19 protein-coding genes and 2 pseudogenes are annotated in these 23,086 nt (G+C 65.0%); 11 read left to right on the forward strand and 10 right to left on the reverse strand.

Features of this window, described 5'->3' with window-relative positions:
• Positions 1-103: 103 nt before the first annotated feature.
• Positions 104-1,348 (reverse strand): histidine--tRNA ligase, encoded by a 1,245-nt coding sequence (gene hisS, locus KZO24_RS14265; protein ID WP_486486480.1) that lies wholly within the window; start codon positions 1,346-1,348, stop codon positions 104-106.
• A gap of 218 nt (positions 1,349-1,566) precedes the next feature.
• Here hisS and KZO24_RS14270 point away from each other — a divergent pair.
• The 3 genes and pseudogenes from KZO24_RS14270 to ppa all read left to right on the forward strand — a co-directional run.
• A pseudogene (locus KZO24_RS14270) lies at positions 1,567-2,078 on the forward strand (M61 family metallopeptidase); the annotation flags it as partial.
• 324 nt (positions 2,079-2,402) lie between these two features.
• Entirely contained in the window at positions 2,403-3,404 is a 1,002-nt protein-coding gene (locus KZO24_RS14275) for a M61 family metallopeptidase (protein ID WP_486487182.1), read from the forward strand.
• A 180-nt stretch (positions 3,405-3,584) separates the two neighbouring features.
• Positions 3,585-4,127 (forward strand): inorganic diphosphatase, encoded by a 543-nt coding sequence (ppa, locus tag KZO24_RS14280; protein WP_008832446.1) that lies wholly within the window; start codon positions 3,585-3,587, stop codon positions 4,125-4,127.
• A 245-nt stretch (positions 4,128-4,372) separates the two neighbouring features.
• Here ppa and KZO24_RS14285 read toward each other — a convergent pair whose 3' ends face one another.
• The gene (locus KZO24_RS14285; RefSeq protein WP_486486481.1) at positions 4,373-5,122 is read right to left on the reverse strand and encodes an SDR family NAD(P)-dependent oxidoreductase; all 750 of its coding nucleotides are present in this window, start codon (positions 5,120-5,122) and stop codon (positions 4,373-4,375) included.
• The gene (locus tag KZO24_RS14290; protein ID WP_486486482.1) at positions 5,119-6,159 is read right to left on the reverse strand and encodes a helix-turn-helix transcriptional regulator; all 1,041 of its coding nucleotides are present in this window, start codon (positions 6,157-6,159) and stop codon (positions 5,119-5,121) included. The genes KZO24_RS14285 and KZO24_RS14290 overlap by 4 nt, the downstream gene beginning before the upstream one ends.
• 270 nt (positions 6,160-6,429) lie before the next feature.
• Here KZO24_RS14290 and KZO24_RS14295 point away from each other — a divergent pair, with 270 nt between their 5' ends.
• Together KZO24_RS14295 and KZO24_RS14300 are read left to right on the forward strand one after the other, a co-directional pair.
• Entirely contained in the window at positions 6,430-7,494 is a 1,065-nt protein-coding gene (locus KZO24_RS14295; protein WP_486486483.1) for a hypothetical protein, read from the forward strand.
• Positions 7,495-7,806: 312 nt separating this feature from the next.
• Positions 7,807-8,055, forward strand: coding sequence for a sulfurtransferase (locus tag KZO24_RS14300; RefSeq protein ID WP_486486484.1), 249 nt, complete (start codon positions 7,807-7,809; stop codon positions 8,053-8,055).
• 25 nt (positions 8,056-8,080) lie between these two features.
• On the opposite strand, the gene KZO24_RS14305 is transcribed toward KZO24_RS14300, so the two are convergent.
• The 6 genes and pseudogenes from KZO24_RS14305 to KZO24_RS14330 form a co-directional block, all read right to left on the reverse strand.
• The gene (locus KZO24_RS14305) at positions 8,081-8,317 is read right to left on the reverse strand and encodes a hypothetical protein (RefSeq protein WP_486486485.1); all 237 of its coding nucleotides are present in this window, start codon (positions 8,315-8,317) and stop codon (positions 8,081-8,083) included.
• A gap of 367 nt (positions 8,318-8,684) precedes the next feature.
• Complete coding sequence (locus KZO24_RS14310; RefSeq protein ID WP_271182439.1) at positions 8,685-9,230, reverse strand: glutathione peroxidase; 546 nt, start codon at positions 9,228-9,230, stop codon at positions 8,685-8,687.
• 61 nt (positions 9,231-9,291) lie between these two features.
• Positions 9,292-10,250: pseudogene (locus tag KZO24_RS14315) on the reverse strand (NAD-dependent epimerase/dehydratase family protein).
• A 4-nt stretch (positions 10,251-10,254) separates the two neighbouring features.
• Entirely contained in the window at positions 10,255-10,941 is a 687-nt protein-coding gene (locus KZO24_RS14320) for a glutathione S-transferase family protein (RefSeq protein WP_486486486.1), read from the reverse strand.
• A 105-nt stretch (positions 10,942-11,046) separates the two neighbouring features.
• On the reverse strand, positions 11,047-11,682 hold the full coding sequence (locus KZO24_RS14325; RefSeq protein WP_271182442.1) for a CoA transferase subunit B: 636 nt from the start codon (positions 11,680-11,682) through the stop codon (positions 11,047-11,049).
• On the reverse strand, positions 11,666-12,388 hold the full coding sequence (locus KZO24_RS14330; RefSeq protein WP_486486487.1) for a CoA transferase subunit A: 723 nt from the start codon (positions 12,386-12,388) through the stop codon (positions 11,666-11,668). The genes KZO24_RS14325 and KZO24_RS14330 overlap by 17 nt, the downstream gene beginning before the upstream one ends.
• A 97-nt stretch (positions 12,389-12,485) precedes the next feature.
• On the opposite strand from KZO24_RS14330, the gene KZO24_RS14335 reads away from it, so the two are divergent.
• From KZO24_RS14335 to KZO24_RS14355, 5 genes are all read left to right on the forward strand, one after another.
• Positions 12,486-13,364 carry a LysR family transcriptional regulator gene (locus tag KZO24_RS14335; RefSeq protein WP_271182444.1) on the forward strand — a complete coding sequence of 293 codons (879 nt, stop codon included), beginning with the start codon at positions 12,486-12,488 and terminating at the stop codon, positions 13,362-13,364.
• A 148-nt stretch (positions 13,365-13,512) separates the two neighbouring features.
• Entirely contained in the window at positions 13,513-14,286 is a 774-nt protein-coding gene (locus tag KZO24_RS14340) for a universal stress protein (RefSeq protein WP_271182445.1), read from the forward strand.
• Positions 14,287-14,839: 553 nt separating this feature from the next.
• Complete coding sequence (locus KZO24_RS14345; protein ID WP_486486488.1) at positions 14,840-17,149, forward strand: CDC48 family AAA ATPase; 2,310 nt, start codon at positions 14,840-14,842, stop codon at positions 17,147-17,149.
• 496 nt (positions 17,150-17,645) lie between these two features.
• Positions 17,646-18,728 carry a sensor histidine kinase gene (locus tag KZO24_RS14350; protein ID WP_271182447.1) on the forward strand — a complete coding sequence of 361 codons (1,083 nt, stop codon included), beginning with the start codon at positions 17,646-17,648 and terminating at the stop codon, positions 18,726-18,728.
• Positions 18,729-19,239: 511 nt separating this feature from the next.
• Positions 19,240-19,578: a DUF6481 family protein gene (locus tag KZO24_RS14355; protein WP_271182449.1), complete on the forward strand. Its 339-nt coding sequence runs from the start codon at positions 19,240-19,242 to the stop codon at positions 19,576-19,578.
• An 83-nt stretch (positions 19,579-19,661) separates the two neighbouring features.
• On the opposite strand, the gene KZO24_RS14360 is transcribed toward KZO24_RS14355, so the two are convergent.
• Positions 19,662-20,873, reverse strand: coding sequence for an IS256 family transposase (locus KZO24_RS14360; protein WP_059150834.1), 1,212 nt, complete (start codon positions 20,871-20,873; stop codon positions 19,662-19,664).
• 1,227 nt (positions 20,874-22,100) lie between these two features.
• On the opposite strand from KZO24_RS14360, the gene KZO24_RS14365 reads away from it, so the two are divergent.
• The gene (locus tag KZO24_RS14365) at positions 22,101-23,060 is read left to right on the forward strand and encodes a homocysteine S-methyltransferase family protein (RefSeq protein WP_271182451.1); all 960 of its coding nucleotides are present in this window, start codon (positions 22,101-22,103) and stop codon (positions 23,058-23,060) included.
• Positions 23,061-23,086 lie beyond the last annotated feature (26 nt).

Genomic DNA, 23,086 nt, shown 5'->3' on the forward strand with positions numbered 1-23,086 from the left:
GCGGAAACAGGGGAAGCGTGCCTGAAAATCATCGAACCCTCGCACCAACCCCGCTCAGGCTGAGCCTGTCGAAGCCCTCCGCGAAGTTGTGGCCATGCTCTCATCACGGCTGGATGGTCACCAGCACTTGCTCCACCGCCAGACGCGCCGGGGTGGTTTCACCCGCACGCAAGTTGGCGGTGGGCACGCCGTCCTTGACCACGAACGAAACGATCGCCTTCGCGTTCGACTTCACCGCCTTATCGAAACGCTTGCGCGGGCTGCCGGTGGCGATGATCTCGGCATCGATTCCCTGGTGGCGCAGCGCGGTCAGCGTCTTGAGCGCGAAGTGCAGCGCCGCATCGTCCTCGACCGCGAGCATCGCCGTCAGCGGCGCTTCGGTGGTCTGGCCCGCGTCGGCCACCAGCATGGCAAGGCGCTCGATCCCCGCCGCCCAGCCGACCGCCGGGGTCTCGGGACCGCCGAGCGCGGCCATCAGGCCATCGTAGCGGCCGCCGCCCAGTACGGTGCCCTGCGCGCCCAGCCGGTCGGTCACGAACTCGAAGGCGGTGTGGCGATAGTAATCCAGCCCACGCACCAGCGCCTCGGCGCGGGTCCAGGCTACGCCTGCCGCATCGAGCCCAGACGTCACCGCGCCGAAGAAGTCCTGCGCCTCGGCCGAGAGGTAGTCGTCGATCTTGGGCGCATCGGCGGTGAAGGGCTTGTCGCGCGGGTCCTTGGAATCGAGGATGCGCAGCGGGTTGCGCTCGAGGCGGTCTTGCAGATCCTCAGACAATACATCCTTGTGGCCGCGGAAGTATTCGACCAGCGCCGCGCGCCAGGCCTCGCGGCTCTCGCCGTCGCCCAGCGTGTTGATCTGCAGAGTCACGCCGTCCGCGATGCCCAGTTCCTTGAGCAGCTGGTCGGCCATGACGAGGAGTTCGACGTCGGCCATCGGCTCGGCCGCGCCGATCACTTCGGCGTCGATCTGGTGGAACTGGCGGTAGCGGCCCTTCTGCGGGCGCTCGTAGCGGAACAGCGGCCCGTGCGTCGCGACCTTGAGCGGCGCGAACTGCTTCCAGCCGTCGGTCAGGTAGGCGCGGGCGATGCCGGCGGTGAATTCGGGGCGTAGCGTCAGCGATTCGCCGCCGCGATCCTCGAACGAGTACATCTCCTTGGAGACCACGTCGGTCGTCTCGCCGAGCGAGCGCGAGAACACGGCGGTCTTCTCGAACACCGGCATTTCCACGCGGCGAAAGCGGTAGAGCTTGCGCACGCGCTCGAAGGTCTCGACGACGTGAGCGAAAGCCTCGGCATCGGCGCCGAAGATGTCCTGGGTTCCGCGAATGGCCTGTGGTGTGGTGTTCATGCCGCGCGCGTCTAGCCGCAATGGCGCACTTCGTGAAGTGGTCCTGCCATTTTGAAAGGATTGGATGGTTGCCAAATGCGGTAACAAGCGCAAAGACCTACGCAATGAAGAATCTGCTCAAGGGCGCGACCCTCCTCACCTCCCTGCTGCTGTCGACTTCCGTTTTCGCGCAGGATGCCAACCGCTCCACGCCGATGGCCCCGCCGCTTCCGCCGGAAATGCCCGCCGCGAAGGACGTGCCTTATGCCGGCACGATCGGCCTGAACATCGATGCGACCGACATTTCGCGCGGCATCTACCGCGTCACCCAAACGATCCCGGTCGCGGTCGGCGCGCGCGACCTGATCCTGCTGCAGGCGGGCTGGCTGCCGGGCAACCACTCGGAAACCGGACCTTACGGCCTCCTCGCCGACATCCACTTCTATGCGGACGGCCCCAATGGCACTCGGGAAATCGCCTGGGTGCGTGACACCGTCGCGGTCAACGCCTTCCACCTCGCGCTGCCGGAGGGGACGAAGACCGTCACCGCGAAGTTCGTCCACACCTCCCCGCTGCAGACCAGCGAGGGGCGGATCACGATGACGCAGGAGATGCTCAACCTGCAGTGGGAGAAGATGAGCCTCTACCCGGCGGGCTACTACACGCGCGGCATCCCGTACAAGCCGACGGTCACCTTCCCCGGGGCTGGCAGGTGTTCACCGCGCTCGACGGCTTCCAGCGGACCGGCGACACCGTCACCTGGAACACCATCGATTTCGAGCGCCTCGTCGATTCGCCGATCTTCGCCGGCATCCATTCGCAGCGCTGGGACCTGGGCCAGAACGTCTTCATGGACGTCGTCGCCGACGAACCGGACCTCCTCGCGATCAAGCCCGAGAACCTGCAGACCTACCGCAACCTCGTGAAGGAGGCGACGACCACCTTCGGCTCGAAGCACTTCGACCATTACGACTTCCTGCTCGCCCTCACCGACCGCATGGGCGGTATCGGCCTCGAGCACCACCGGTCCAGCGAGAACCAGCAGGAGCCCAAGTCGTGGACCGACTGGGCCGGGATGGACTGGGACCGCAACGTCATCGCGCATGAATTCGTGCACAGCTGGAACGGCAAGTTCCGCCGCGGCGCCGATGCCTGGACGCCGGACTACCAACAGCCGATGCAGAACACGATGCTGTGGGTCTACGAGGGTCAGACCCAGTTCTGGGGCTATGTCCTCGCCGCCCGCTCGGGCGTGCAGTCGCGCGATATGGTCATGGCGATGTTCGCTACCGCTGCGGGCAAGTATGCCGAAGGCACTCCCGGCCGGTCGTGGCGCTCGGTCGAGGACACCGTCAACGCGCCGCAGCTGATGCGCCGCCGCCCGCTGCCCTACACCTCGCTCACCCGCTCGGAAGACTACTACGTCGAGGGCGCGCTGACTTGGCTTGAAGCCGACCAGATCATCCGCAAGGGCACGGGCGGCGCCAAGGGGCTCGACGATTTCGCCAAGGCCTTCTTTGGCGTGCGCGACGGCGACTGGGGCGAAGTGACTTACGACTTCGACGAAGTCGTGAAGGTGCTGAACGGCGTATACGCCTACGACTGGGCCGGCTTCCTGCGCACGCGCCTCTACGACACCAACCAGCCCGCACCGCTGAACGGCGTGCAGATGGCCGGCTACAAACTGGTGTGGAAGGACAAGCCCAACGCCTACGAAAAGGGAATCGCCGAGGAGCGCAAGACGCTCGACCTCACCTACTCGCTCGGCGTGACGCTGAACAAGGACGGCGACGTCACCGCGACCTTGTGGGACGGCCCGGCCTACAATGCGGGCATCGTCAACTCGACGAAGATCGTCGCGGTGGGCGGCCGTGCCTATTCGTCCGACGTGATGAAGGATGCGATCACCGCCGCGAAGACCGCGAAGGCGCCTATCAGCCTGCTGATCAAGCGCGGCGAGCGGTATCAGACGGTGGCGATCGACTACCACGGCGGCTTGCGCCACCCCTGGCTGGAGAGCACCACACCGGGCAAGGTCAACGGCTTCGACAAGCTGCTCACCGCGCGCGCCAAGTAACGAACCTGTCTTAAAACGATTGTCGCCCCGGCTCGTCCGGGGCGATTACGTCCGTATTCGCGCAATCATCGCAGTATCGTCCGAAATGGCTGTTGCGACGCAATAAACGCGACGCTAAGCCCGCGCCCAACGTGTGGCCCGCCACGCAGACGAACAGTGCGAAAATAAAGAAGGAACATTATGCGCATCGACATGATCCCCGTCGGCGACAACGCGCCGAAGAGCCTGAACGTCATCATCGAAGTTCCCGTCGGCGGCGAGCCGGTCAAGTACGAGTTCGACAAGGCCTCCGGCGCGCTCTTCGTCGACCGCATCCTGCACACGCCGATGCGCTACCCGGCGAACTACGGCTTCGTGCCGCACACCCTCTCGCCCGATGGTGACCCGCTCGACGCGCTGGTCGTCGCTCGCTCGCCGTTTATCCCGGGCTGCGTGGTCAAGGTGCGCCCGATCGCCGTCCTCAACCTCGAGGACGAGCATGGCGGCGACGAGAAGCTGCTCTGCGTGCCGATCAACTCGACCTTCCCTTACTATTCGCACGTAAACGAGAAGGAAGATCTGCCCGACATCGTCTACCAGCAGGTCGAGCACTTCTTCACCCACTACAAGGACCTAGAAAAGGAAAAGTGGGTTCGCGTCGGCACCTGGGGCAACGCCGCCGATGCCGCCCGCATCGTCGAAGAGGCGATCGAGCGCTACGAGGCCTCGAAGACCGAAGCCTGAGCCAGAACGATTTACCGCGTTTTCCGAGTCATAAGGTGATCCCACCTGATTAGAAAACGCTATAGAGTTCACTTCCCATGTGGACGGGGGCCGGCAGCGCAAGCTGTCCGGCCCCTTGGCTTATGGGGAGGCTCGAATCGCTCGAACGGAGCGAAAAAACTCTCCGTCATTGCAAGGGCAGCGAAGCAATCCAGGGCCGCGTAAACCGCACTGGATTGCGTCGCTGCGCTCGCAATGACGAGGACTCAGCTCACCACGCGGCCGCCGTTGACGCCGATGGTCTGGCCGGTGACGTAGCCCGAAGCCTCGTGGCACAGCCATGCGCAGGCATTCGCGATATCGGCGGGTTCGCCCATGCGGCGTACCGGGATGGACTGGAGCAGCACTTCGGTCGGGACCTGGAAGCGCTCGCGGTTGGCCTCGGACATGATCGTGCCCATCACCGAACCGGGCGGGATGTTGTTCACGGTGATCCCGTAAGGCCCGAATTCCTGCGCCATCGAGCGCGTCATCGTCACCACCGCGCCCTTCGACGAGGAATAGCAGATCATGTTGAGTGCCCCCGTCTGCGCCGACGAGGACGAGACGTTAACGATCCGCCCCCAGCCGGCATGCTTCATGTCCTTGATGACCAGCTGCGTCATCACCATCGGCCCGCGCACGTTGATCGCGTAGACGAAGTCCCAACGCTCGTCAGTCAGTTCCTCGAACGGCGTGAAATCGGTCACGCCCGCATTGTTGACGAGGATCGAGATCGGCCCCAGCGCATCGCGGCACTTCTCCACGGCAGCGGCAGCCTGTTCGCGGTTGGAGATGTCGGCGCCCAGCGCGATGGCGGTGCCGCCCGCATCCCTGATCGCCTTCACGGTATCCGCGCAGCGCGCCTCGTCGAGATCGAGCACGCCCACCGCAATGCTGTCCTGCGCCAGCCGCCTGGAACAGGCCGCGCCGATCCCGGCTGCGGCCCCGGTGACGATGGCAACTCGGTAAGTCATGCATTCTCTCCTGAAGCTTTGCGCGCAGGCTTACCCCGAAACGCGCCCGGCAGAAGGGCGGGGCGAGGTGGCGGCGGCAGAATCCGCCCCGCGACGCGGCACACCCACATCCGGAGTTCCTTGCGCTTCGAGACCGAACAGTCAGCCGGGCCGGACCCGCGCCGCAAGCACGTGCCCTGGCGCGATTCGCCCGGCAATGGGAGAAGCAGCGGGCAAGGCGGCGCGCGCAACTTTCTCCCGCGCGCCCGCCAGCAGGGCGCGGAACGAGGGGTCGGCGCCGCCTCGAGTCTGGCCTGCCGCGCCGCCTCGCGCATCCGGCTGGGCGTGGTGCCGAAATACCGGCTGAACCGGCGACTGAACGCCGCTTCCGAGCCGTAGCCCGCCAGTTCGGCGATCTCGGCGATCTTCATCCGCCCCTGCCGCAGCAGCGCGGCGGCGTGTTCCATGCGATGTTCCGCCACGACCTCCATAGGTGCCTTGCCCACCGTCGAGGAGAACTGCGCCGCGAAGTTTGAGCGTCCCATCCCCACCGCCCGCGCCAGCGATCCGACTGTCCAGGGATGTGCCGGGCTCGCGGCGATGCGCTGGATGGCCGCTTCGACCGTATCCCGCTTCTCGCCCGAGAGGATGCGCCGGCAGGCCGGGTCCGCGCGCAGCCCGGCGACAAGCAGCATCTCGGCCAGCCGTGTGAGCAGTGCCGTAGCGCCCGCTCCCAGGCCAACCCGCGCCAGTGCATCGGCACGCAAAAGGTCATCTCCACCATAAAGCAGCGCCGGAAGCCCCGCCCGCTCGACTCCGTCGGGCCAGGCCGCCCGCAACCGTGCGCTCAGCACCCGCGCGGCCGTACGCCCCTTCCCAAAGCTTCGGGCCAGCGGCAAGTCGGCGCCCTCATCACGTCGCAAGGCGCCGTGCGCGACCGTCATGGCTCCCGCATCGGTGCGCAGCGCATGCGCCTCGCCGGAAAGCACCATGATGACTTCGCCCGCGCCCACTCGGGCCATCGCCCCGCCGGCGCAGGCGATCTCGCACCGTGCCATGGATCACCGCATGCACGAATACAGCATCACCACCCGCCACCGCGCAGCCCGCGTGCTCGGCGAAGTCCCCATAGCTCCAAGTGCGCCCGGAAAGGCGCACTTCCCCCAGAAGTTCGGACAAGTTCGCGACGCGGGCACGCCCCTCTCCGGTTGCAGGCATCGCATCCTCCCGCCGATCCCGTGGACGATCGGTCATGCGCCGAAAGGATATGGGATTGCGCCCGCCCGTCAATCGAGGCGAGAACGGGGCTGAACGAGAGGGCGAGAGGCGTGCGGCAGGTCGAAGTCACCATTGATGTCAGCGATGCGGCAGGTCTTGGCATCCCCGCGTCGATCCCGGCCACCGTGGTGCTGCCCGATCCCGCCGAACTGCCCGATCGTCCCGTGATCTGCTTCGCGCTGCCGAGCAGCAGCTACGCGCGCGGCTATTATACCTGCGAACTGCCCGGACCGTCGCACGAGGCCGGATCACAAGCCGCATTCCACGCCGCGCGCGGATGGATCGTGATTGCGCTCGATTGGCTGGGCTGTGATGACGAGAGCCGCATCGACCCGGAGGATCTCGGCTACGCGGCCCTTACCGCCGCCGCCGACGCCGCACAGAGAGAGATCGTGACACGCCTGGCCAATGGCGTGCTTTCACCCGACTATCCGCCGGTAAGCGCCGCCTGCACGATCGGCATCGGCCAGTCTCTGGGTGCCGCGCTGCTGATCTATCAGCAGGCCCGTCATCGCAGCTTCGACGGCATCGCCGTGCTCGGCTTCAGCGCCATCCACGCGCACCCGGCCACCCCGCCCGGCGGTATCCCGGTCGCCGTGGCCTGGTATCCGCGCGACGCCCGGCTCGAGGAATGCCTTGAGCCACTCAACACCGCCCTGCTGGCCCAGGCCGGAGGGGCCGCCGCGCAGGCTGCGTGGGAGGCGCTTGCCTGGGGCTTCCATTACGACGATGTCCCCCTCGGCGTGGTAGAGCAGGACCTCGCCCATTACGAAGGCATCGCGCGCGGCGAGGATGCCGGGGCTCCGTACCCGCCATGGTATGCTCACCGCACACCGCAGCGCGCCGCGCGCTCGACGCTGACCCCGGGCATCGTCGCCTCCGAAGCTGCCGCGATCACCGTTCCCGTTCTCGCCGCGATGGGCGAGCGCGACCTCGTTCCCGATCCCCGCGCCGAACCACGCGCTTATCCCTGCGCCCGCAGCATCGACCTGTTCGTCTGTCCGCGCATGGGCCACGTTCACAACATGGCCGGAACCCGCACCCTGTTTTGGGAACGCATCCATCTGTTCGGGACGTGGTGTGTTTCGACGAACGACATGAGAAGTAACACCTAAGCAATCGACATATAGTCGCTGTCCTGGCTATTGTCTTTGCGTTCACCACAACACATTTCCATCAGCCTCCAGGGCAAGGACAACGATGACTTACGAAACGTTGATCGCCGTCGACGCGCTCAAGAACATGATCGCGTCAGGCGCGGACGTACTGATCTTCGACTGCGAATTCGAACTCGGCGCACCCGACAAGGGGCAGGAGAGTTACGCGAAGGGCCACATCCCCGGCGCCCGCTACGCCCATCTCGACGAAGACCTGGCCTCCCCGTCCGACGGCAGCAACGGGCGTCACCCCTGCCCGCGCCGGTGGCGATGGCCGCCTGGCTGCGTGCGCAGGGGCTGCGCAAGGACCAGCAGGTCGTCGCCTACGACAGCAACGGCGGCGCCTGGGCCGCGCGGCTGTGGTGGCTGCTGCGCTGGCTCGGCCACGCCCCTGTCGCCGTCCTCGACGGTGGTAAGCCCGCATGGGTCGATGCCGGACTGCCGCTGGAGACCGGCACTCCGCCGGCCGCCGCATCGGGGATTTCGAGCCCGGCGCCCAACTCGTGCCCGCCCCGGTGACCGCCGCGCAAGTGCTCACCAATATTCAAACCGGCGCCGCGCAAGTGCTGGATGCGCGCGATCCCTCCGCTTCGCGGGCACGCCCAACCCGCTCGACCCGGTCGCCGGACATATCCCGGGCGCCCGCAACCGCTTCTTTCGCGACAATCTCGGCGCCGATGGCCGTTTCCGCCCGGCCGAAGACCTTGCCGCCGATTTCTCCGCCTTGCTGGGCGAGGCCGCGGCGATCCTCCAGTGCGGCTCGGGCGTCACTGCCTGCCATAACGCCCTGGCCATGGCCGTGGCGGGAATGCCGGCCGGACGGCTCTATCCCGGATCGTGGAGCGAGTGGATCGCCGATCCGGCGCGCCCGGTGGCGACGGGGTCCGATTGAACGTCTCGGGCAGCGACGCGCCACCCTCACTCCGCGCGCTAGTCAAGGGGGTGGAAACACGCGACGCGCCCGGCGGTGCACATCGCGCGACCTGAGCGCCGATCGTCGGGCCGGTGAGAGATGAGGGCGGGCGTTTGGCCCGCCCCGTTCGGCTAATTCGCTTCGCTCGCAAGCCTTCCGGCCCCTCCCGCTTGCGGGAGGGCGAACCTGCCTCTCCTCCCGCTTGCGGGAGGGGCCGGGGTGGGCTTCCTTCCGCTTACTTCGCCAGTTCAGCCTCGATCGCGCCGATCAGCAGCGGGTCCTGCGGCGCGGTGCCCGGTGCGAAGCGACCGGCGACCGAACCGTCGCGCGCGATCAGGAACTTCTCGAAGTTCCACAGCACTTCGGGGTCGTCGTTCGGGGTCATGCCGTAGCCCTTGAACTTCTCCTTCATGCCCTCGACGTCGCCTTGCTTGGTGGGCACCGCCTCGGTCAGCGCGGCGTAAAGCGGCTGCTTGGCTTCGCCGGTAACATCGGCCTTGGCGAAGAGCGGGAACGAGACCCCGTAGTTGATCGAGCAGAACTCGGCGATTTCCTCATGCGTGCCGGGCTCCTGCGCGCCGAAGTCGTTGGCCGGAAAGCCCAGCACCTCGAAGCCCTTGTCCTTGTATTCGCCGTAGATCGCCTCAAGGCCCTCGTATTGCGGGGTGAGGCCGCACTTGGAGGCTACGTTGACCACCAGCAGCACCTTGCCGGCGTGATCGCCGAGGGTGTCGGGCTTGCCGTCGATGCGGGTGAGCGGGATGGAGGCGAGGTCGGCCATTGGATGTTCTCCCATTAGAGTTCGAGCGGGTTATGCGCACGACTGGATGACCGCCGCAAGACTATGCAGGCAAACCGCCGAGGACCGGAGAAATCCACCCCGGATCATGCGCGAAGGGCATCTGCGCGCCGCCGCGCAAGGCAGTGAGGATCGCGGCGAAATCGGTTTCGGCACGCCAGCCGAGCAGGCGAGCGGCCTTGGCGGGATCGTAGACGCGCTCGATCCGCTCGGGCAGAACCCAGCCCGCGCGGGCGTAGAGGTCCGCGGCATCGGGATGGTAACGGGCGATCACGGCGCGCGCATCGCGGGCCAGTTCCGCTGCATCCTCGCGCGCAAAAGACGGCGGGGCGGAGAGCACGAAAGTCTCGCACCCTCGATCCGCTCCAGCGCGGCAAGGTGAGCGAGCGCGGCGTCGCCAACGGTCAGGCGGCGGTTCAGGAATTCGTTCGCCTTGAGGTTGGGGCCGGAGGGGACCACGTGCGTATCGTCGTCCTCCGGGAAGAAGCGCCCGGTGCGCAGGATCGCCGCCGCTATGCCGGTTTCGCGCGCGACAAGGCGGCAAAGGTCCTCGGCCGTGCGCTTGGTCACGCCGTAAACGTTGCGCGGGGCTAGCGGGCCGAACGCCTCGTCCATCCACCACGCGCCGTGCTCTCCCGCCCCGGCGCGGACGTCATCGCGAACCATCAACGAGGTGGTCGAAGTGAACACGAAGCGTGCGTGTCCCGCATCCACCGCCGCTTCCAGCAGGTTGAGCGTGCCCGTCACATTGACGTCGACGAAGGCCTGCCGCCCGAAGCGCGCGATGTCCGGCTTGTGCAGCGCGCCCGAGTGGATCACCGCCTCGATCCCATGCTCGGCGACGGTGCGGAACACCAGCGAGCGGTCCGCCACCGAACCCAGCACCGTCGTCGCCGCGCCCGTCGCCACGTCGAGGCCGATCACCTCGTGCCCGCGCGAGACCAGCAGCGGTGCCAGATGCCGACCCAGCCAGCCGGACGAGCCCGTCAGCAGGAGGCGCATGGCATCAGGCGGGGGCGCGGTAGTCGGCGATGATCGCGCCGGCTTCGGCAAGTTCGGCCTCGTGGCTCTCCTCGCGCCAGGTCTCGGCGAGGGCTTCCTCCTCCCACTGGCGCATGGCGGGGTGGGCGAGCATCGCATCGACCCAGGCCTGCCCGCCGCCGACGTCGAGGCCATACGTGCGGATGCGGAAGGCAACCGGCGCGTAGAAGGCATCAATGGCGGTGAACTCCGCGCCTGCCAGCCAGGGTCCGCCGAAGCGACCCAGCCCTTCCTCGAACATCTCACGCAGGCGGTGGATCTCGCGGACCAGCGCGCCGCTCATCGGCCGCAGCTTCACGCGCACGCCCACGTTCATCGTGCACACATTGCGCAAGGCGGAGAAGCCCGCGTGCATCTCGCATACCGCGCTCTGGGCGAAGGCGCGGGCGTCCGAGGCCTTGGGCCAGACGGCGGGATGGCGGTCGGCGAGATAGAGCGTGATGCCGAGCGAATCCCAGACGGTACGCTCCTCGTCGATCAGCGCAGGCACCTGGCCGGTGGGGGAAAAGCTGCGGAACGCGTCGTAGTTCACCGGCATGGTGAAGGGCTCAAGCTCATCCTCGAACGGGATGGCGAGCGCCTCCATCAGCACCCACGGGCGCAGCGACCAGCTCGAATAGTTCCGGTTCGCGGTGATGAGGGTGTAAGTCATGGATGGTCCCTTGCGAAGAGTGCGCGAGGGATAGCGTGAAGTTGGCAGCGTGGCGAGAGGGGTGAAATTCCTCCCCAAGACAAGCTCGGGGAGGAACTGGCCAGGTCAGCTCACGTAATGCGCGGTCGTCTTCGCGGCGACTTCCTCGGCCGTCACGCCGGGCGCGAGTTCGATCAACTTGAACGGACTGTCGTGGTCCGGGCGCTGGAACACCGCGAGGTCGGTGATCACCATGTCCACCACGCCCACGCCCGTCAGCGGCAGGGTGCAGGCGGGGATGAGCTTGGGATCGCCGTTCTTGGAGGTGTGCTCCATGACGACGATGATCTTCTTCACACCCGCGACGAGGTCCATGGCGCCGCCCATGCCCTTGATCATCTTGCCGGGGATCATCCAGTTGGCGATGTCGCCGTTCTCGGCCACTTCCATCGCGCCCAGCACGGTCAGGTCGATGTGCCCACCACGGATCATGCCGAAGCTGGTGGCGCTGTCGAAATAGGCCGAGTGCGGCAGTTCGCTGATGGTCTGCTTGCCCGCATTGATGAGATCGGGATCGACCTCGTCCGGGTAGGGGAACGGCCCGATGCCGAGCATCCCGTTCTCACTCTGCAGGGTGACGGTGATGTCCTCGGGCACGTAGTTCGCCACTAGCGTCGGAATGCCGATGCCGAGGTTCACGTAGAACCCGTCCTGCAGTTCCTTCGCCGCGCGCGCGGCCATTTCGTTACGATTCCAGGGCATCAGACGGCCTCCTCTCGCGCGTCGTCGTGAACTCGATCTTCTTGTCGTAAGGTGCGCCCACGACGATGCGCTGGACGAAGACGCCCGGCAGGTGAATCGCGTCCGGATCGAGCGAGCCGGTGGGGACGATCTCCTCAACCTCGACCACGCAGACCTTGCCGCACGTGGCGGCAGGCACGTTGAAGTTGCGCGCGGTCTTGCGGAACACGACGTTGCCGGTTGCGTCCGCCTTCCAAGCCTTGACGATCGACAGGTCGGCGAAGATGCCTTCCTCGAGGATATAGTCCTCGCCGCGGAACTGCTTCACTTCCTTGCCCTCGGCGACCTGGGTGCCCACACCGGTCTTGGTGTAGAAGCCCGGAATGCCTGCACCACCGGCGCGCATGCGCTCGGCCAGGGTGCCTTGCGGGCAGAACTCGACCTCGAGTTCACCGGCGAGGAACTGGCGTTCGAACTCCTTGTTCTCGCCCACGTAGGACGAGATCATCTTCTTCACCTGCTTGGTGCGCAGCAGCTTGCCGATGCCTTCGTTGTCAATGCCGGCATTGTTCGAGGCGAACGTCAGGTCCTTCACGCCCGCATCGCGGATCGCATCGAGCAGCCTTTCAGGGATGCCGCAAAGCCCGAAACCGCCACTGGCGATCAGCAGGCCGTCCTTGAGCACGCCTTCCAGCGCGGCCTCCGCACTGGGGTAGATCTTGTTCATTGAGGCAGATCCTCTTCTCCGTTTCAGGCGGGAGGCTAGACACCTTCTCCCATCACGAATAGCGATTGTTTTTTATCAATTCTGATATGTAACTATTATGAAACGCATTGCCCTGTTCCATCTCGAAACACTGATGTGGATCGATCGCCTCGGCACATTCGCGGCGGCCGCGCAGCGGCTGAACACCACGCAGCCCGCGATTTCCGCGCGTGTGCGCGAGATCGAGGAGCAACTCGGAGTGCCGCTATTCCAACGCGAGGGACGGCGCATGGTGCTCTCCGCGCGCGGACGGCGGCTGGTGCAGGCGAGCGAGCCGCTGTACCACGGCCTCGAACAGGTGCTGCTGGAGGCGAGCGACTTCGCGGGCGCCACCGCCGCCGTGCGCATCGGCTCGGGCGAGATCGCCGCAGCCAGTTGCTTGCCCGCCTTTATCCAGGCCATCGAGCGCGACCGTCCCGGCGTCGCCATGGAGATCGAGATCGACCTCACCGCGCCGCTGCTCCAGCAATTGCTGGCGGGAACCCGCGACATCGTGTTCCTCGCCGGGCCGGTCGCAAGCCCGGGGATGCGCACGGCCTCGATTGGCTCGGTGGAACTGGTATGGTGCGCAGGCGCCGAAGTGGCGCAAGTCGGTGGCTTCGCTAAGGCGCTGCCGGTCTGGTCGCTGCCCGATCACTCGCCGCTCCACGCAGTGACGCACGAGACGCTGGAGGCCCGCGGCATCGTCCCGCGCGCGCTGCACACCTGCAACAATGTGCGCACCCTCATCGAGATCGTTGCCAGCGGCCAGGGCGCCGCCGTGCTGCCCGAGACCATGGTGCGCGATCGCCTCACCGCCGGACACTTGCATGAAATTCTCCCGCGCCCCCGCCATCATGTGCACTTCGAGGCCGCGATCCGCACCCGCGAGCGCGACCCGGTGATCCTCGACCTCTTCGCGCGGGCGAGCGAACTGCAGATCGAGCCCGGCGCCTGACACACCTTCGTTTCAAACCATTTCCCTCGCGCCTTTCCCGCAACTCCGCGCCCCGCCATTCGTTTTACCAAAACCCCATGTTTGATCCCGGTCATGGAAATCCCACCGCCACGGGTTAGCCTGAGGATGCCTAAGAGGGAGAACGACCATGCGCTCGATACTCGTCAACGCCGACCGCAAGCCCGGCAGCGATGCCCGCCTCCAGACCGCCGTGGACATTGCCCGACGCGAGAACGGCCACGTCACCGTGCTCGTCGACACCCCCGTTTCGCGCTACATCGCGATGGACCCGATGGGCGGCAGCTACGTGATCTCCGAAGCGCTCGACAAGGCGCTGGAGGCAGACGACGAAGTTGCCGCCGCCGCCGAGGCCCGCCTCGCGGACGCGGGGGTGCCCTTCGAGGTGATCCGCTGCGAGGACGACCCCGTGACCGCCTTCGCCTATGCCGCGCGCCTCGCTGACCTCATCATCGTCTCGCGCTCGGGCGGGCTTGCCGGAGACCTTGCCCTGCGTGCCCGCGCGCCGGTGCTGGCGCTTGCCGAGACGCCGCTCAAGGTGCCGGTCGGAACCGCCTGCATCGGCTGGGACGGCGGGGAACAGGCCGCCGCAGCGCTGCGCGCCGCCGCGCCGCTGCTGGCGCAGTGCTCCAGCGTGAAGCTGATTTGCGTGGTCGAGAAGGAAGGCGGCTTCCCCGCCACAGACGCCCTGCGCTACCTCTCGCGCCATGGCGTCAACGCCGAACTGGAAGAGCATGAGCGCGTCCACTCGACTCAGGAGACGCTGGCGACCGCTGCGCAAGGGGCGGACCTCCTCGTTATGGGCGCCTACGGCAAGAATCGCGTGCGCGAGTTCCTGTTCGGCGGTGTGACCGAATTCTTCCTCAAGGAGGAAACCGCGCCTGCCCTGCTCCTCGCGCACTGATCAGCGCCCGACATAATACCGTACGGCGCCGCCCCGCAAGGGTGCGGCGCCGCAGTTTTATGGCGGTGCCGAGTGATATGCTGACCTTGGCAAGCACTTGACGCATTGCAGCAGGCAAAGGATTGCACCGCATCGCCCCAGCGTTGCACGCTCACCTAAGCGTAAAGGTGAATCTGAAAGTAGGTTCATTATCATACATTGCGAAAACCCTGACATTTCGTTCAGGAAAGAGCCCGTTGTGCAGCAATACGCAACCTTGGTTCACATTTTTGCAACGCAACCTATCCTTTTCGCACTTGCACAAAAGCCGATTCGGCGACATACAGACAGTGCCTTTCAGGCATCCTCTCCCAAAACTTCTACGGCCTGGTCGGAAACGATCAGGCCTTTTTTCTTGTCCAGGTAATGGGCGAATCCCGCCACTCGCAAAGGGAACACGCGCGCATCGTGTTGGTTCGAATTGCATTCCCCGGTGGCGATACCCAGCTATCCTCCACCGACCGGTCGATCAGCAGATGACCGGGATCGGGATCGAGGAAGGAACACCCCGCACATGGCGGATACCGAAACCAAGACCGAAGACCGCACCATAAAGCTGCAGGTCGCCGCCGCTCGTCAGGAAGAGAGCGGCCAGGGCATCGCCCGCCTGTCTCGCGCCGCATTGGGCGAGATCGGCGCCATGGAAGGCGACGTGCTCGAAATCACCGGCAAGACCGTGACCGTGGCCCGCGCCGTGCTCGCCTACGACGAGGACGAGGGGCTCAGCGTCATCCGTCTCGACGGCCTCCAGCGCGGCAATGCCGAAGTCGGCTCCGGCGACCACGTCACCATCCGCAAGGCCGAATCGCGCTCGGCCCAGCGCGTCGTCTTCGCGCCCGCGCAGAAAGACATGCGCCTGCAGGGCCCGTCCGCCGCGCTCAAGCGCAACTTCTTCCAGCGCCCCATGGTGCAGGGAGACCTCGTCGCCACCACCGGCCAGCAGCAAGTCGCGGACATCCCGCCCCAGCTGCGCCGCATGTTCAACGCGCCCGCCTATGCGCTGACGCAGATCCGCCTCAACGTCGTCTCCACGACCCCGCGCGGCATCGTCCACATCGACCAGAACACCGAAGTCGAACTGCGCGAGGTCTTCGAGGAAGCCCACGACGCGCGCGGCGACGTCAACTACGACGACGTCGGCGGCATGAGCGACACCATCCGCCAGCTGCGCGAGATGGTGGAACTGCCCCTGCGCTACCCCGAACTGTTCACCCGCCTGGGCGTCGCACCGCCCAAGGGCGTGCTGCTCCACGGCCCGCCGGGGACCGGCAAGACGCGCCTGGCACAGGCCGTCGCCAACGAGAGCGAGGCCAGCTTCTTCTCGATCAACGGCCCAGAGATCATGGGCTCCGGCTACGGCGAAAGCGAGAAGCACCTTCGCGAGATCTTCGAGGAGGCGACCAAGTCCGCCCCCGCGATCGTCTTCATCGACGAGATCGACTCGATCGCCCCCAAGCGCGACCAAGTTCACGGCGAAGCGGAAAAGCGCCTCGTCGCCCAGCTGCTCACGCTGATGGACGGCCTCAACAGCCGCGCCCACGTGGTCGTCATCGCCGCCACCAACCGCCCCGACGCCATCGATGAGGCCCTGCGCCGCCCAGGCCGCTTCGACCGCGAGATCGTCATCGGCGTGCCCGACGAGAAGGGCCGCCGCGAGATCCTCGGCATCCACACGCGCGGCATGCCGCTGAGCGAGCGCGTGGATCTGAACGAGCTGGCCCGCACCACCCACGGCTTCGTCGGTGCCGACCTTGCCGCCCTCGCCCGCGAAGCCGCGATCGAGGCGGTGCGCCGCATCATGCCCAAGCTCGACCTCGAAGCGCGCACCATCCCCGCCGAAGTGCTCGACAACCTGCAGGTCTACCGCGAGGACTTCCTCGCCGCCCTCAAGCGCGTCCAGCCCTCCGCCATGCGCGAAGTCATGGTGCAGGTGCCGAACATCGGGTGGGCCGACATCGGCGGCCTGGACGAGGCGCAGATCAAGCTGAAGGAAGGCATCGAACTGCCGCTGAAGAACCCGGAGGCGTTCCACAAGCTGGGCATCCGCCCGGCGAAGGGCTTCCTCCTCTACGGCCCGCCCGGCACCGGCAAGACCCTTCTGGCCAAGGCCGTGGCGAGAGAGGCCGAGGCGAACTTCATCTCGATCAAGTCCTCCGACCTGCTCAGCAAGTGGTACGGCGAAAGCGAACAGCAGATCGCCAAGCTGTTCGCCCGCGCCCGTCAGGTGGCCCCCTGCGTGATCTTCATCGACGAGATCGACAGCCTCGTCCCCGCCCGCGGCATGGGCGGCGGCGGCAGCGAACCGCAAGTCACCGCCCGCGTGGTCAACACCATCCTCGCCGAGATGGACGGGATGGAGGAACTGCAATCGGTCGTCCTCGTCGGCGCCACCAACCGCCCGGCACTGGTCGATCCCGCCCTCCTTCGCCCCGGCCGATTCGATGAACTGGTCTACGTCGGCACCCCCGACGCCCCGGGCCGCGAACACATCCTCGGCATCCACACCGGCAAGATGCCGCTGGCCGAAGACGTACGCCTGGGCGAGATCGCCGAGCGCACCGAACGCTTCACCGGCGCGGACCTGGAGGACGTCGTCCGCCGCGCCGGCCTCATCGCCATCCGCAAACGCGGCGCGAGCGTGGAAGAGGTGACGATGCAGGACTTCGAGGAAGCCCTCGAAGACAGCCGCGCCACAGTGACCGAAGCCATGGAAGACGAATACCAGCGCATGAAAAGCGAACTGAAAAAGCGCGCCATGGAAGTGACGCCGATCGGCTTCATCGCCCCGGGTATGCTGGAAAGCACGCGAGAACGGAAGCACTGAGGGTCGGGGGCATCGGTGGCGCGCCACCGCCCGATCGCGGATGCCCCCGACCCCCCACCCTCATCCCCGCGAAGGCGGGGACCCATCTGATGCCCTTCCAACAGGCACTAGGTGGGATCGCGGAGAGCATCGCTTTCCGGCCCGGCCTAAGCGCCGATAGGAAAAGCCCGGTCGATTGCGCCCGGGCTTTTCTGTTTCAGGCAGGGGAGAAGGACGAAGAGAAAATGCGAGGGCCATCGCCTCCGCGCTCCCGGGACTCGGCGACGTTGCGCCCGCAGACAACTTTGGCCGATTTCGGAATGACGGCTAACCGGGCGAGAGGATCAGATAGCTGCCTGTCAACTTGCGCCGCATGCTGAACGTCTCGAAACAACCGTCCGGACCCAAAAGCGATAAATGCCACACTTTGCGCCCCCTCGATGCCACTCAATGAGCTAGCAAAGCGACCATCAACCGTTTAGAGGTAAATTCTTTACGGATCGGCGGTCGATACATCGTGGGCGAACATCAGGACAAGCAATCGCAAGTCGAAGATAAGCTTGATGATCTGATTGATAATCCAAACCTAGCTGATGCGCTGGAAAGCGATCAATTCAAGCAGTTTCTCGATCAGGTGCCGATCGCGATAGCAGTGGCGGAGCTGGAGCCGGAAGAACGGCTGGTCTACGCAAATCTCGAGTTCGAGCGTATAGCTGGCGTGAGCGCTGAGCGTATCACAGGCAATCGCTGGGACGTCTTAAATGACGTCGGATCAGCGGTAGAAGATGGCGTTCCTCTGGGTATCGCAGTGATCGCAGGTCATGACCATCTCGGAACCTTTGTGTTTAGCAATGGCGAGTGCGCGCGCGTAAACATCTGGTCAAATGTGATCGAGGGTGATGCGGGACCGGCATTCCGCCTAGTGGCTCTCGCTCCCGCGTCCACGGGGGACGCCTACGCGGATACCACCCTTCAGGAGCAGCTGGCCGAGAAGGATGTATTGCTTCAAGAGTTGCAGCACCGGATCAAAAATAACCTGCAGATGGTCACAGCGCTAATCCGGCTCGAAGCGCGCAATGTTCCCAAAGATGCAACCACCGAGCGGTTTGAGACGCTGGCGGGCAGGGTTGAAACCCTTGCTTTGCTGTATCGCACCCTGTCGGGACAAGACGTTGGCGACGAGGTCGACCTCGGCATCTTTCTTTCGCAGATTACCAGCTCAGTGGTTGCAGCGCACGCGAACGAAGGGGTTAGGTTAGACCTGAAGGTGGACACCTGGCCCGTGTCTATCGACGTCGCGATGCCCACGGGCCTAGTAGTCAACGAACTGCTCACGAATGCGCTCAAGCACGCGTTCGTAGGTCGAGATTCCGGGACGATCACGGTACACAGCCTGATTGATGATACAGGCTGCCATGTGATTGTTGCGGATGATGGCGTTGGTTTGCAGTCTCCTGAGGACTGGCCTCCACGCGGGAAGCTTAGCTCCCTGATTGTTCAGTCTCTTCGCCAGAATGCGAAGGCGGATCTGAACGTTCAATCGGCGCCGGGCGAGGGCATGCGCGTTACAATCAGCTTCAAGCGCGCGAATGCTCACTGACACCCCAACCAGGGTTGCCGCCCAAACTGGTCGCGGCTGCGAAGCGAGCGTCGATAAAGCTCATTCGCTATTAGCGGGACGTGGGGAGAGTCCACGGAGCGTAGCCATCACGGGTACGCCAAGGTTCGCTGTTCCCGGCGCCCACCAAATCCCCTGGCTCCCCGACCTCGTCAAAGCAGCTCCAGCCTGAACGCCCGGAAATTTGCCCCGGTTACGATCCTACAGCGCAACTGGCTGGCAAACGGGCGAGGATACTGCTCGGTTCCGGTAGCGAGTATCTGGTCGATCTGCGCGGCATCGTCGATGAGAGCGCCTATGCGAGTTGAGAGCAATCCCATTCCGGATTCCTGCACATGAGATCGCCGATGTTAAACTGCCACGCGTATCCGTACCCGGCAATTCGGCATCATTGAGAACAAAGGGGCTTTCTGCTATCGACCTTCACCTCGACGTAAAGCGCTGCACTTCGATTGGCGGCGCCCTATCTAAATTCAACGTCCAAGGATAAACATTGTCTTCCTACAAAGCGCCCTCTTTTCAAGACCGTATTGCCGCAGCCGGATCGGCCAGACAAAAGGCTCTGGATGCACTCAGAGCTAAGCCGCCAGTTGACGCGGCACTGATAGCGGAGCGACGCCGGGCGCAGGAAGTTCGGGATGAGGCAGATGCAAAGAAGCGAGCCGCCAAAGCTGAGGCGCTGGCTTTAGCCAAGGCGGAAAAAGCAGAACGCAAAGCCGCTGAGGAAGCCGCCGCAGCGCTCAAAGCCGCCAGGCTGACACCCGCCGGCGCCGCCGAAATGAAAGCAGCACGGGACGCACGATACGCTGCGCGCAAAGCTCGAAAGAAGTAAGGGATATCGGGAGCTGACCAAGCTGGTCGAGGTCGCGTCCGTCAATGTGGTGTAAAATCGGGTGTGGCCACTGGGCTGCATTTTCAGGCGGCCTTGGGTGTAATCTGTAGCGGCTGTGCCTCCTCGATCATTGGTGTGGCAAGGGCGGCCATGCCCTCGATCTGCATGTAGCGGTGCTGGAGCTGGTATTCGTCATTCTGCTCGAGCAGGACGGCGCCGACGAGGCGGATGATGCTGTCCTCGTTCGGGAAGATGCCGACCACATCGGCGCGGCGCTTCACTTCCTTGTTCAGGCGTTCCAGCGGATTGGTGCTGTGGAGCTTGACCCGGTGCTGCTCGGGGAAGGTCATGTAGGCGAGCACGTCGTGCTCGGCATCGTCCATGCAAGCGCCGAGCTTTGGCCAGCGGGCGCGCAACTGATCAGCGACCTGCCGCCAGACCTGCGTCGCAGCGGCATGGTCGGGCTGAAGGAAGACCTGACGGATTGCAGCGGCAACGACGGTATTCTGGCCCTTGGGCACATAGGCCAGGGCGTTGCGCATGAAGTGGACGCGGCAGCGCTGCCAGGTCGCGCCCATGACGCGGGTAATCGCCGCCTTGAGCCCCTCGTGGGCATCGGAGATGACCAGCTTCACGCCGGTCAGGCCGCGCCGGACGAGGTCCTTGAGGAAGCTCGACCAGAACGGCTCGGCTTCGGAAGGACCGATGTGCAGGCCGACGATCTCGCGCTTGCCCTCGGTGTTGACGGCCACAGCGATTATCGCGGCGACACTGACGATCCGCCCGCCCTCGCGCACCTTGAGATAGGTAGCATCGAGCCAGAGGTAGGGCCAGTCGCCGGCGAGCGGCCGCTTGAGGAAGGCGTGGACCCGCTCGTCGATGTCCTTGCACAGCTTGGATACCGAGGACTTGGAGATGCCAGTCATGCCCATCGCCTGCACCAGTTCATCGACGCGCCGGGTGCTGACGCCGGCGATCCATGCTTCCTGGATCACCGCGACCAGCGCCTTCTCGACGGTCTTCCTTGGCTCCAGAAAGCCGGGAAAGTAGGCGCCGGTCCGCAGTTTGGGGATCTTGAGATTGAGCGTGCCGAGCCGGGTGTCGAGACTGCGGTCGCGGTAGCCATTGCGCCAGGTCGTGCGATCGCCGGAACGCTCGTGCCGGCCGGCGCCGACCAAGCCATCGACGTCGGCCTCCATGATGATCTGTAATACGTTCTCGGCGATCGTGCGCAGGAAATCTCCATCTCCGGTCTTCGCCATCAGCTCGGCAAGCGGTAATCTATCGTCGGTCATCGGGATCAACTCCTCGGTGGGCGTGTGAAGTGTGGTAACTCCACCTTACCGATGAGCCCGGTGGCCACCGAGATCGAATTCGCATGGGTGGGGCATGCCCCACCCATGCGATCGCCTCAATCTACACCGGAAATTACACCACGAGCGCGGACGCTAACGCTGGTCGATGCCTGATCTCGCCAGACGTCTCGCGGACGATCTGGTGTTATCGGATCCAGAGTGTGTTCTCTGAGCGGGTAGGGAAAGCGAAGTCCTCCGAGGAGCCACCTCGAAGTTCGAGCGATTTGAGTAGGCTGGCGCGAGCATCGGTCATCAGTTCAAACTGAATCGGTTTACCGGTCTTTTGCTGTGCGACCGTAGCCCGTGTCCGAATTTTCCGATCGCAAACGATACCACTGACCCTGACCTTTGCCAGATCGCATCCGCGAAGCTTGCTGTCGATAGCGAGGTCAAAGAGGGCCCGGCTGCGGCCCCTCCCATGCTGATCGAGAAAGAAACGGATCGCTCAAATCTGGCGGGGTTTGAGCGCCCGCTTCGCTCCAACCTTGCGTCCGATGTTCCACGATACCCGATCGTATGGCGCGAGCAGCGGGATCAAACTCTGATAATCCCACGACACATCTCCTGTGGCCCACACGGCCATAGATAGAACGCTTCAGACAAGGCGCCGACCCATTACACTCCGTTTGGCTTCCGCGCCGTGCTTGAGGTCGTTCACGATCAGTGTCGGCTGTAAGGCGCCATCGACATGTAACCGGGCGGAAGCGCCCGCTATCACAATCCGCACGTGCATCCACCGACCGGCTTCGAGATCTACATATGTCTCGTACTTACCGGGTGTCTCGGCGCGCAATCTCTCCCATGGATGTTCGGGGGAGAAATGTACTGGACAGCGTGGTTGCGGCGCACCTGATCGTCAGCCCGTCCGTTTGTCGGACGTAGATAAATTGCCTCCAGCTTTTCTTCATCCTGTGCCCGCAATGCCATGCCCACAAAGCCTCGCGCCGTGGCGCTAGCCGTGGAGTTTGGAGAGCCGCTGATCCAGGCTTCGAACACTCCTTCGCCGAAGTCGCGCGTATCCAGCATCACCAGACGATCAAGACCCGAGACAGGCATTAGCTTGCAGCGCGGGGCACCGCCTTGTCACCTTGCGCCTCCACCGGATTACGCTTCTGGTCCCCACCGCGATCAGATATGTTCACACCACCAGTGAGGGGAGTTCGCCGAATGGCCGGGTTTGCTCCGCAGCAGCAGGGTATCTTCTACCTGACCGAAGGCGGACAGGAGACCGAGATCCAGTACCGTCACGGGCACGACCTGCCCGAGTTCGCCATGTACCCGCTGCTCGACGATCCGGCGGCAATGGCGGACCTGAAGGCGATGTACGAAGCCGTGCTCGAGGTCGCGGCGCGCCATGGCTTCGTGGCGATGCTCTCCGGCCTCGACTATCGCGGCAGCCCCGACTGGGGCGAGAAACTGGGATACTCGCGCGATGGCCTCGCCAATGCGCTCGAACGGTCCATCGCCTTCCTGCGCGATGTTGCCGAACCTTACCGGGACCGGCTTCCCGGCCTGCTCATCGGCGGCCAGGTCGGCCCGCGCGGCGATGCCTATGCCCTCAACCGCACGATCACGGCCGAGGAAGCCGAGGACTACCACGCCTTCCAGCTGGAGGTCCTGAAGCGCGCCGGGGTAAATTTCGTCTGGGCCGCGACCTTCAACGGCGTGCCCGAGGCCATCGGCGTCGCCCGCGCCGCCGCCCGCATCGGCTTGCCGCTGGGCATCTCGTTCATGCTGGACGGCGATCACCGACTCAAGTCGGGCGTCAGCCTGAAGGACGCGATCGAGACGGTAGATGCCGAGGCCGGGAGTGCGCGGCCGGACTATTACGGCATCAACTGCTCGCACCCGATCGAGTTCGAGCCTGCCTTCGAGGCCGGCAACTGGGCTTCTCGTGTGCGCAGCCTGCGGCCCAACGCCAGCGCCCGGGACAAGATCGAACTGTGCTCGATCGGCCATCTGGAGGAAGGCGATCCCGTCGATCTCGGCGACCGCATCGCGGCTTTCGCCGGGCGCCATCCTCAGGTGGACATCTTCGGCGGCTGCTGCGGAACCTGGGACAAGCACCTCGACCAGATCGCCGGCCGCGTCCGCGAAGTCCGGCGCGAAGTCCGGGCACAGCCATGAAAAAGGGCGCCCCGGCCGAAACCGGG

Source organism: Novosphingobium sp. NFX11 (assembly GCF_057376415.1).

Bases quoted from the DNA above. Each gene is read 5' to 3' on its own strand.
- KZO24_RS14345 (WP_486486488.1), top strand. From the start codon at position 14,840: ATGGCGGATACCGAAACCAAGACCGAAGACCGCACCATAAAGCTGCAG.
- KZO24_RS14275 (WP_486487182.1), top strand. From the start codon at position 2,403: ATGGACTGGGACCGCAACGTCATCGCGCATGAATTCGTGCACAGCTGG.
- KZO24_RS14360 (WP_059150834.1), bottom strand. From the start codon at position 20,873: ATGACCGACGATAGATTACCGCTTGCCGAGCTGATGGCGAAGACCGGA.
- KZO24_RS14325 (WP_271182442.1), bottom strand. From the start codon at position 11,682: ATGCCCTGGAATCGTAACGAAATGGCCGCGCGCGCGGCGAAGGAACTG.
- hisS (WP_486486480.1), bottom strand. From the start codon at position 1,348: ATGAACACCACACCACAGGCCATTCGCGGAACCCAGGACATCTTCGGC.
- KZO24_RS14340 (WP_271182445.1), top strand. From the start codon at position 13,513: ATGCGCTCGATACTCGTCAACGCCGACCGCAAGCCCGGCAGCGATGCC.
- KZO24_RS14320 (WP_486486486.1), bottom strand. From the start codon at position 10,941: ATGACTTACACCCTCATCACCGCGAACCGGAACTATTCGAGCTGGTCG.
- KZO24_RS14300 (WP_486486484.1), top strand. From the start codon at position 7,807: ATGGCCGCCTGGCTGCGTGCGCAGGGGCTGCGCAAGGACCAGCAGGTC.
- KZO24_RS14310 (WP_271182439.1), bottom strand. From the start codon at position 9,230: ATGGCCGACCTCGCCTCCATCCCGCTCACCCGCATCGACGGCAAGCCC.
- KZO24_RS14365 (WP_271182451.1), top strand. From the start codon at position 22,101: ATGGCCGGGTTTGCTCCGCAGCAGCAGGGTATCTTCTACCTGACCGAA.
- KZO24_RS14330 (WP_486486487.1), bottom strand. From the start codon at position 12,388: ATGAACAAGATCTACCCCAGTGCGGAGGCCGCGCTGGAAGGCGTGCTC.
- KZO24_RS14305 (WP_486486485.1), bottom strand. From the start codon at position 8,317: ATGGCAGGCAGTGACGCCCGAGCCGCACTGGAGGATCGCCGCGGCCTC.
- KZO24_RS14335 (WP_271182444.1), top strand. From the start codon at position 12,486: ATGAAACGCATTGCCCTGTTCCATCTCGAAACACTGATGTGGATCGAT.
- KZO24_RS14285 (WP_486486481.1), bottom strand. From the start codon at position 5,122: ATGACTTACCGAGTTGCCATCGTCACCGGGGCCGCAGCCGGGATCGGC.
- ppa (WP_008832446.1), top strand. From the start codon at position 3,585: ATGCGCATCGACATGATCCCCGTCGGCGACAACGCGCCGAAGAGCCTG.
- KZO24_RS14290 (WP_486486482.1), bottom strand. From the start codon at position 6,159: ATGGCACGGTGCGAGATCGCCTGCGCCGGCGGGGCGATGGCCCGAGTG.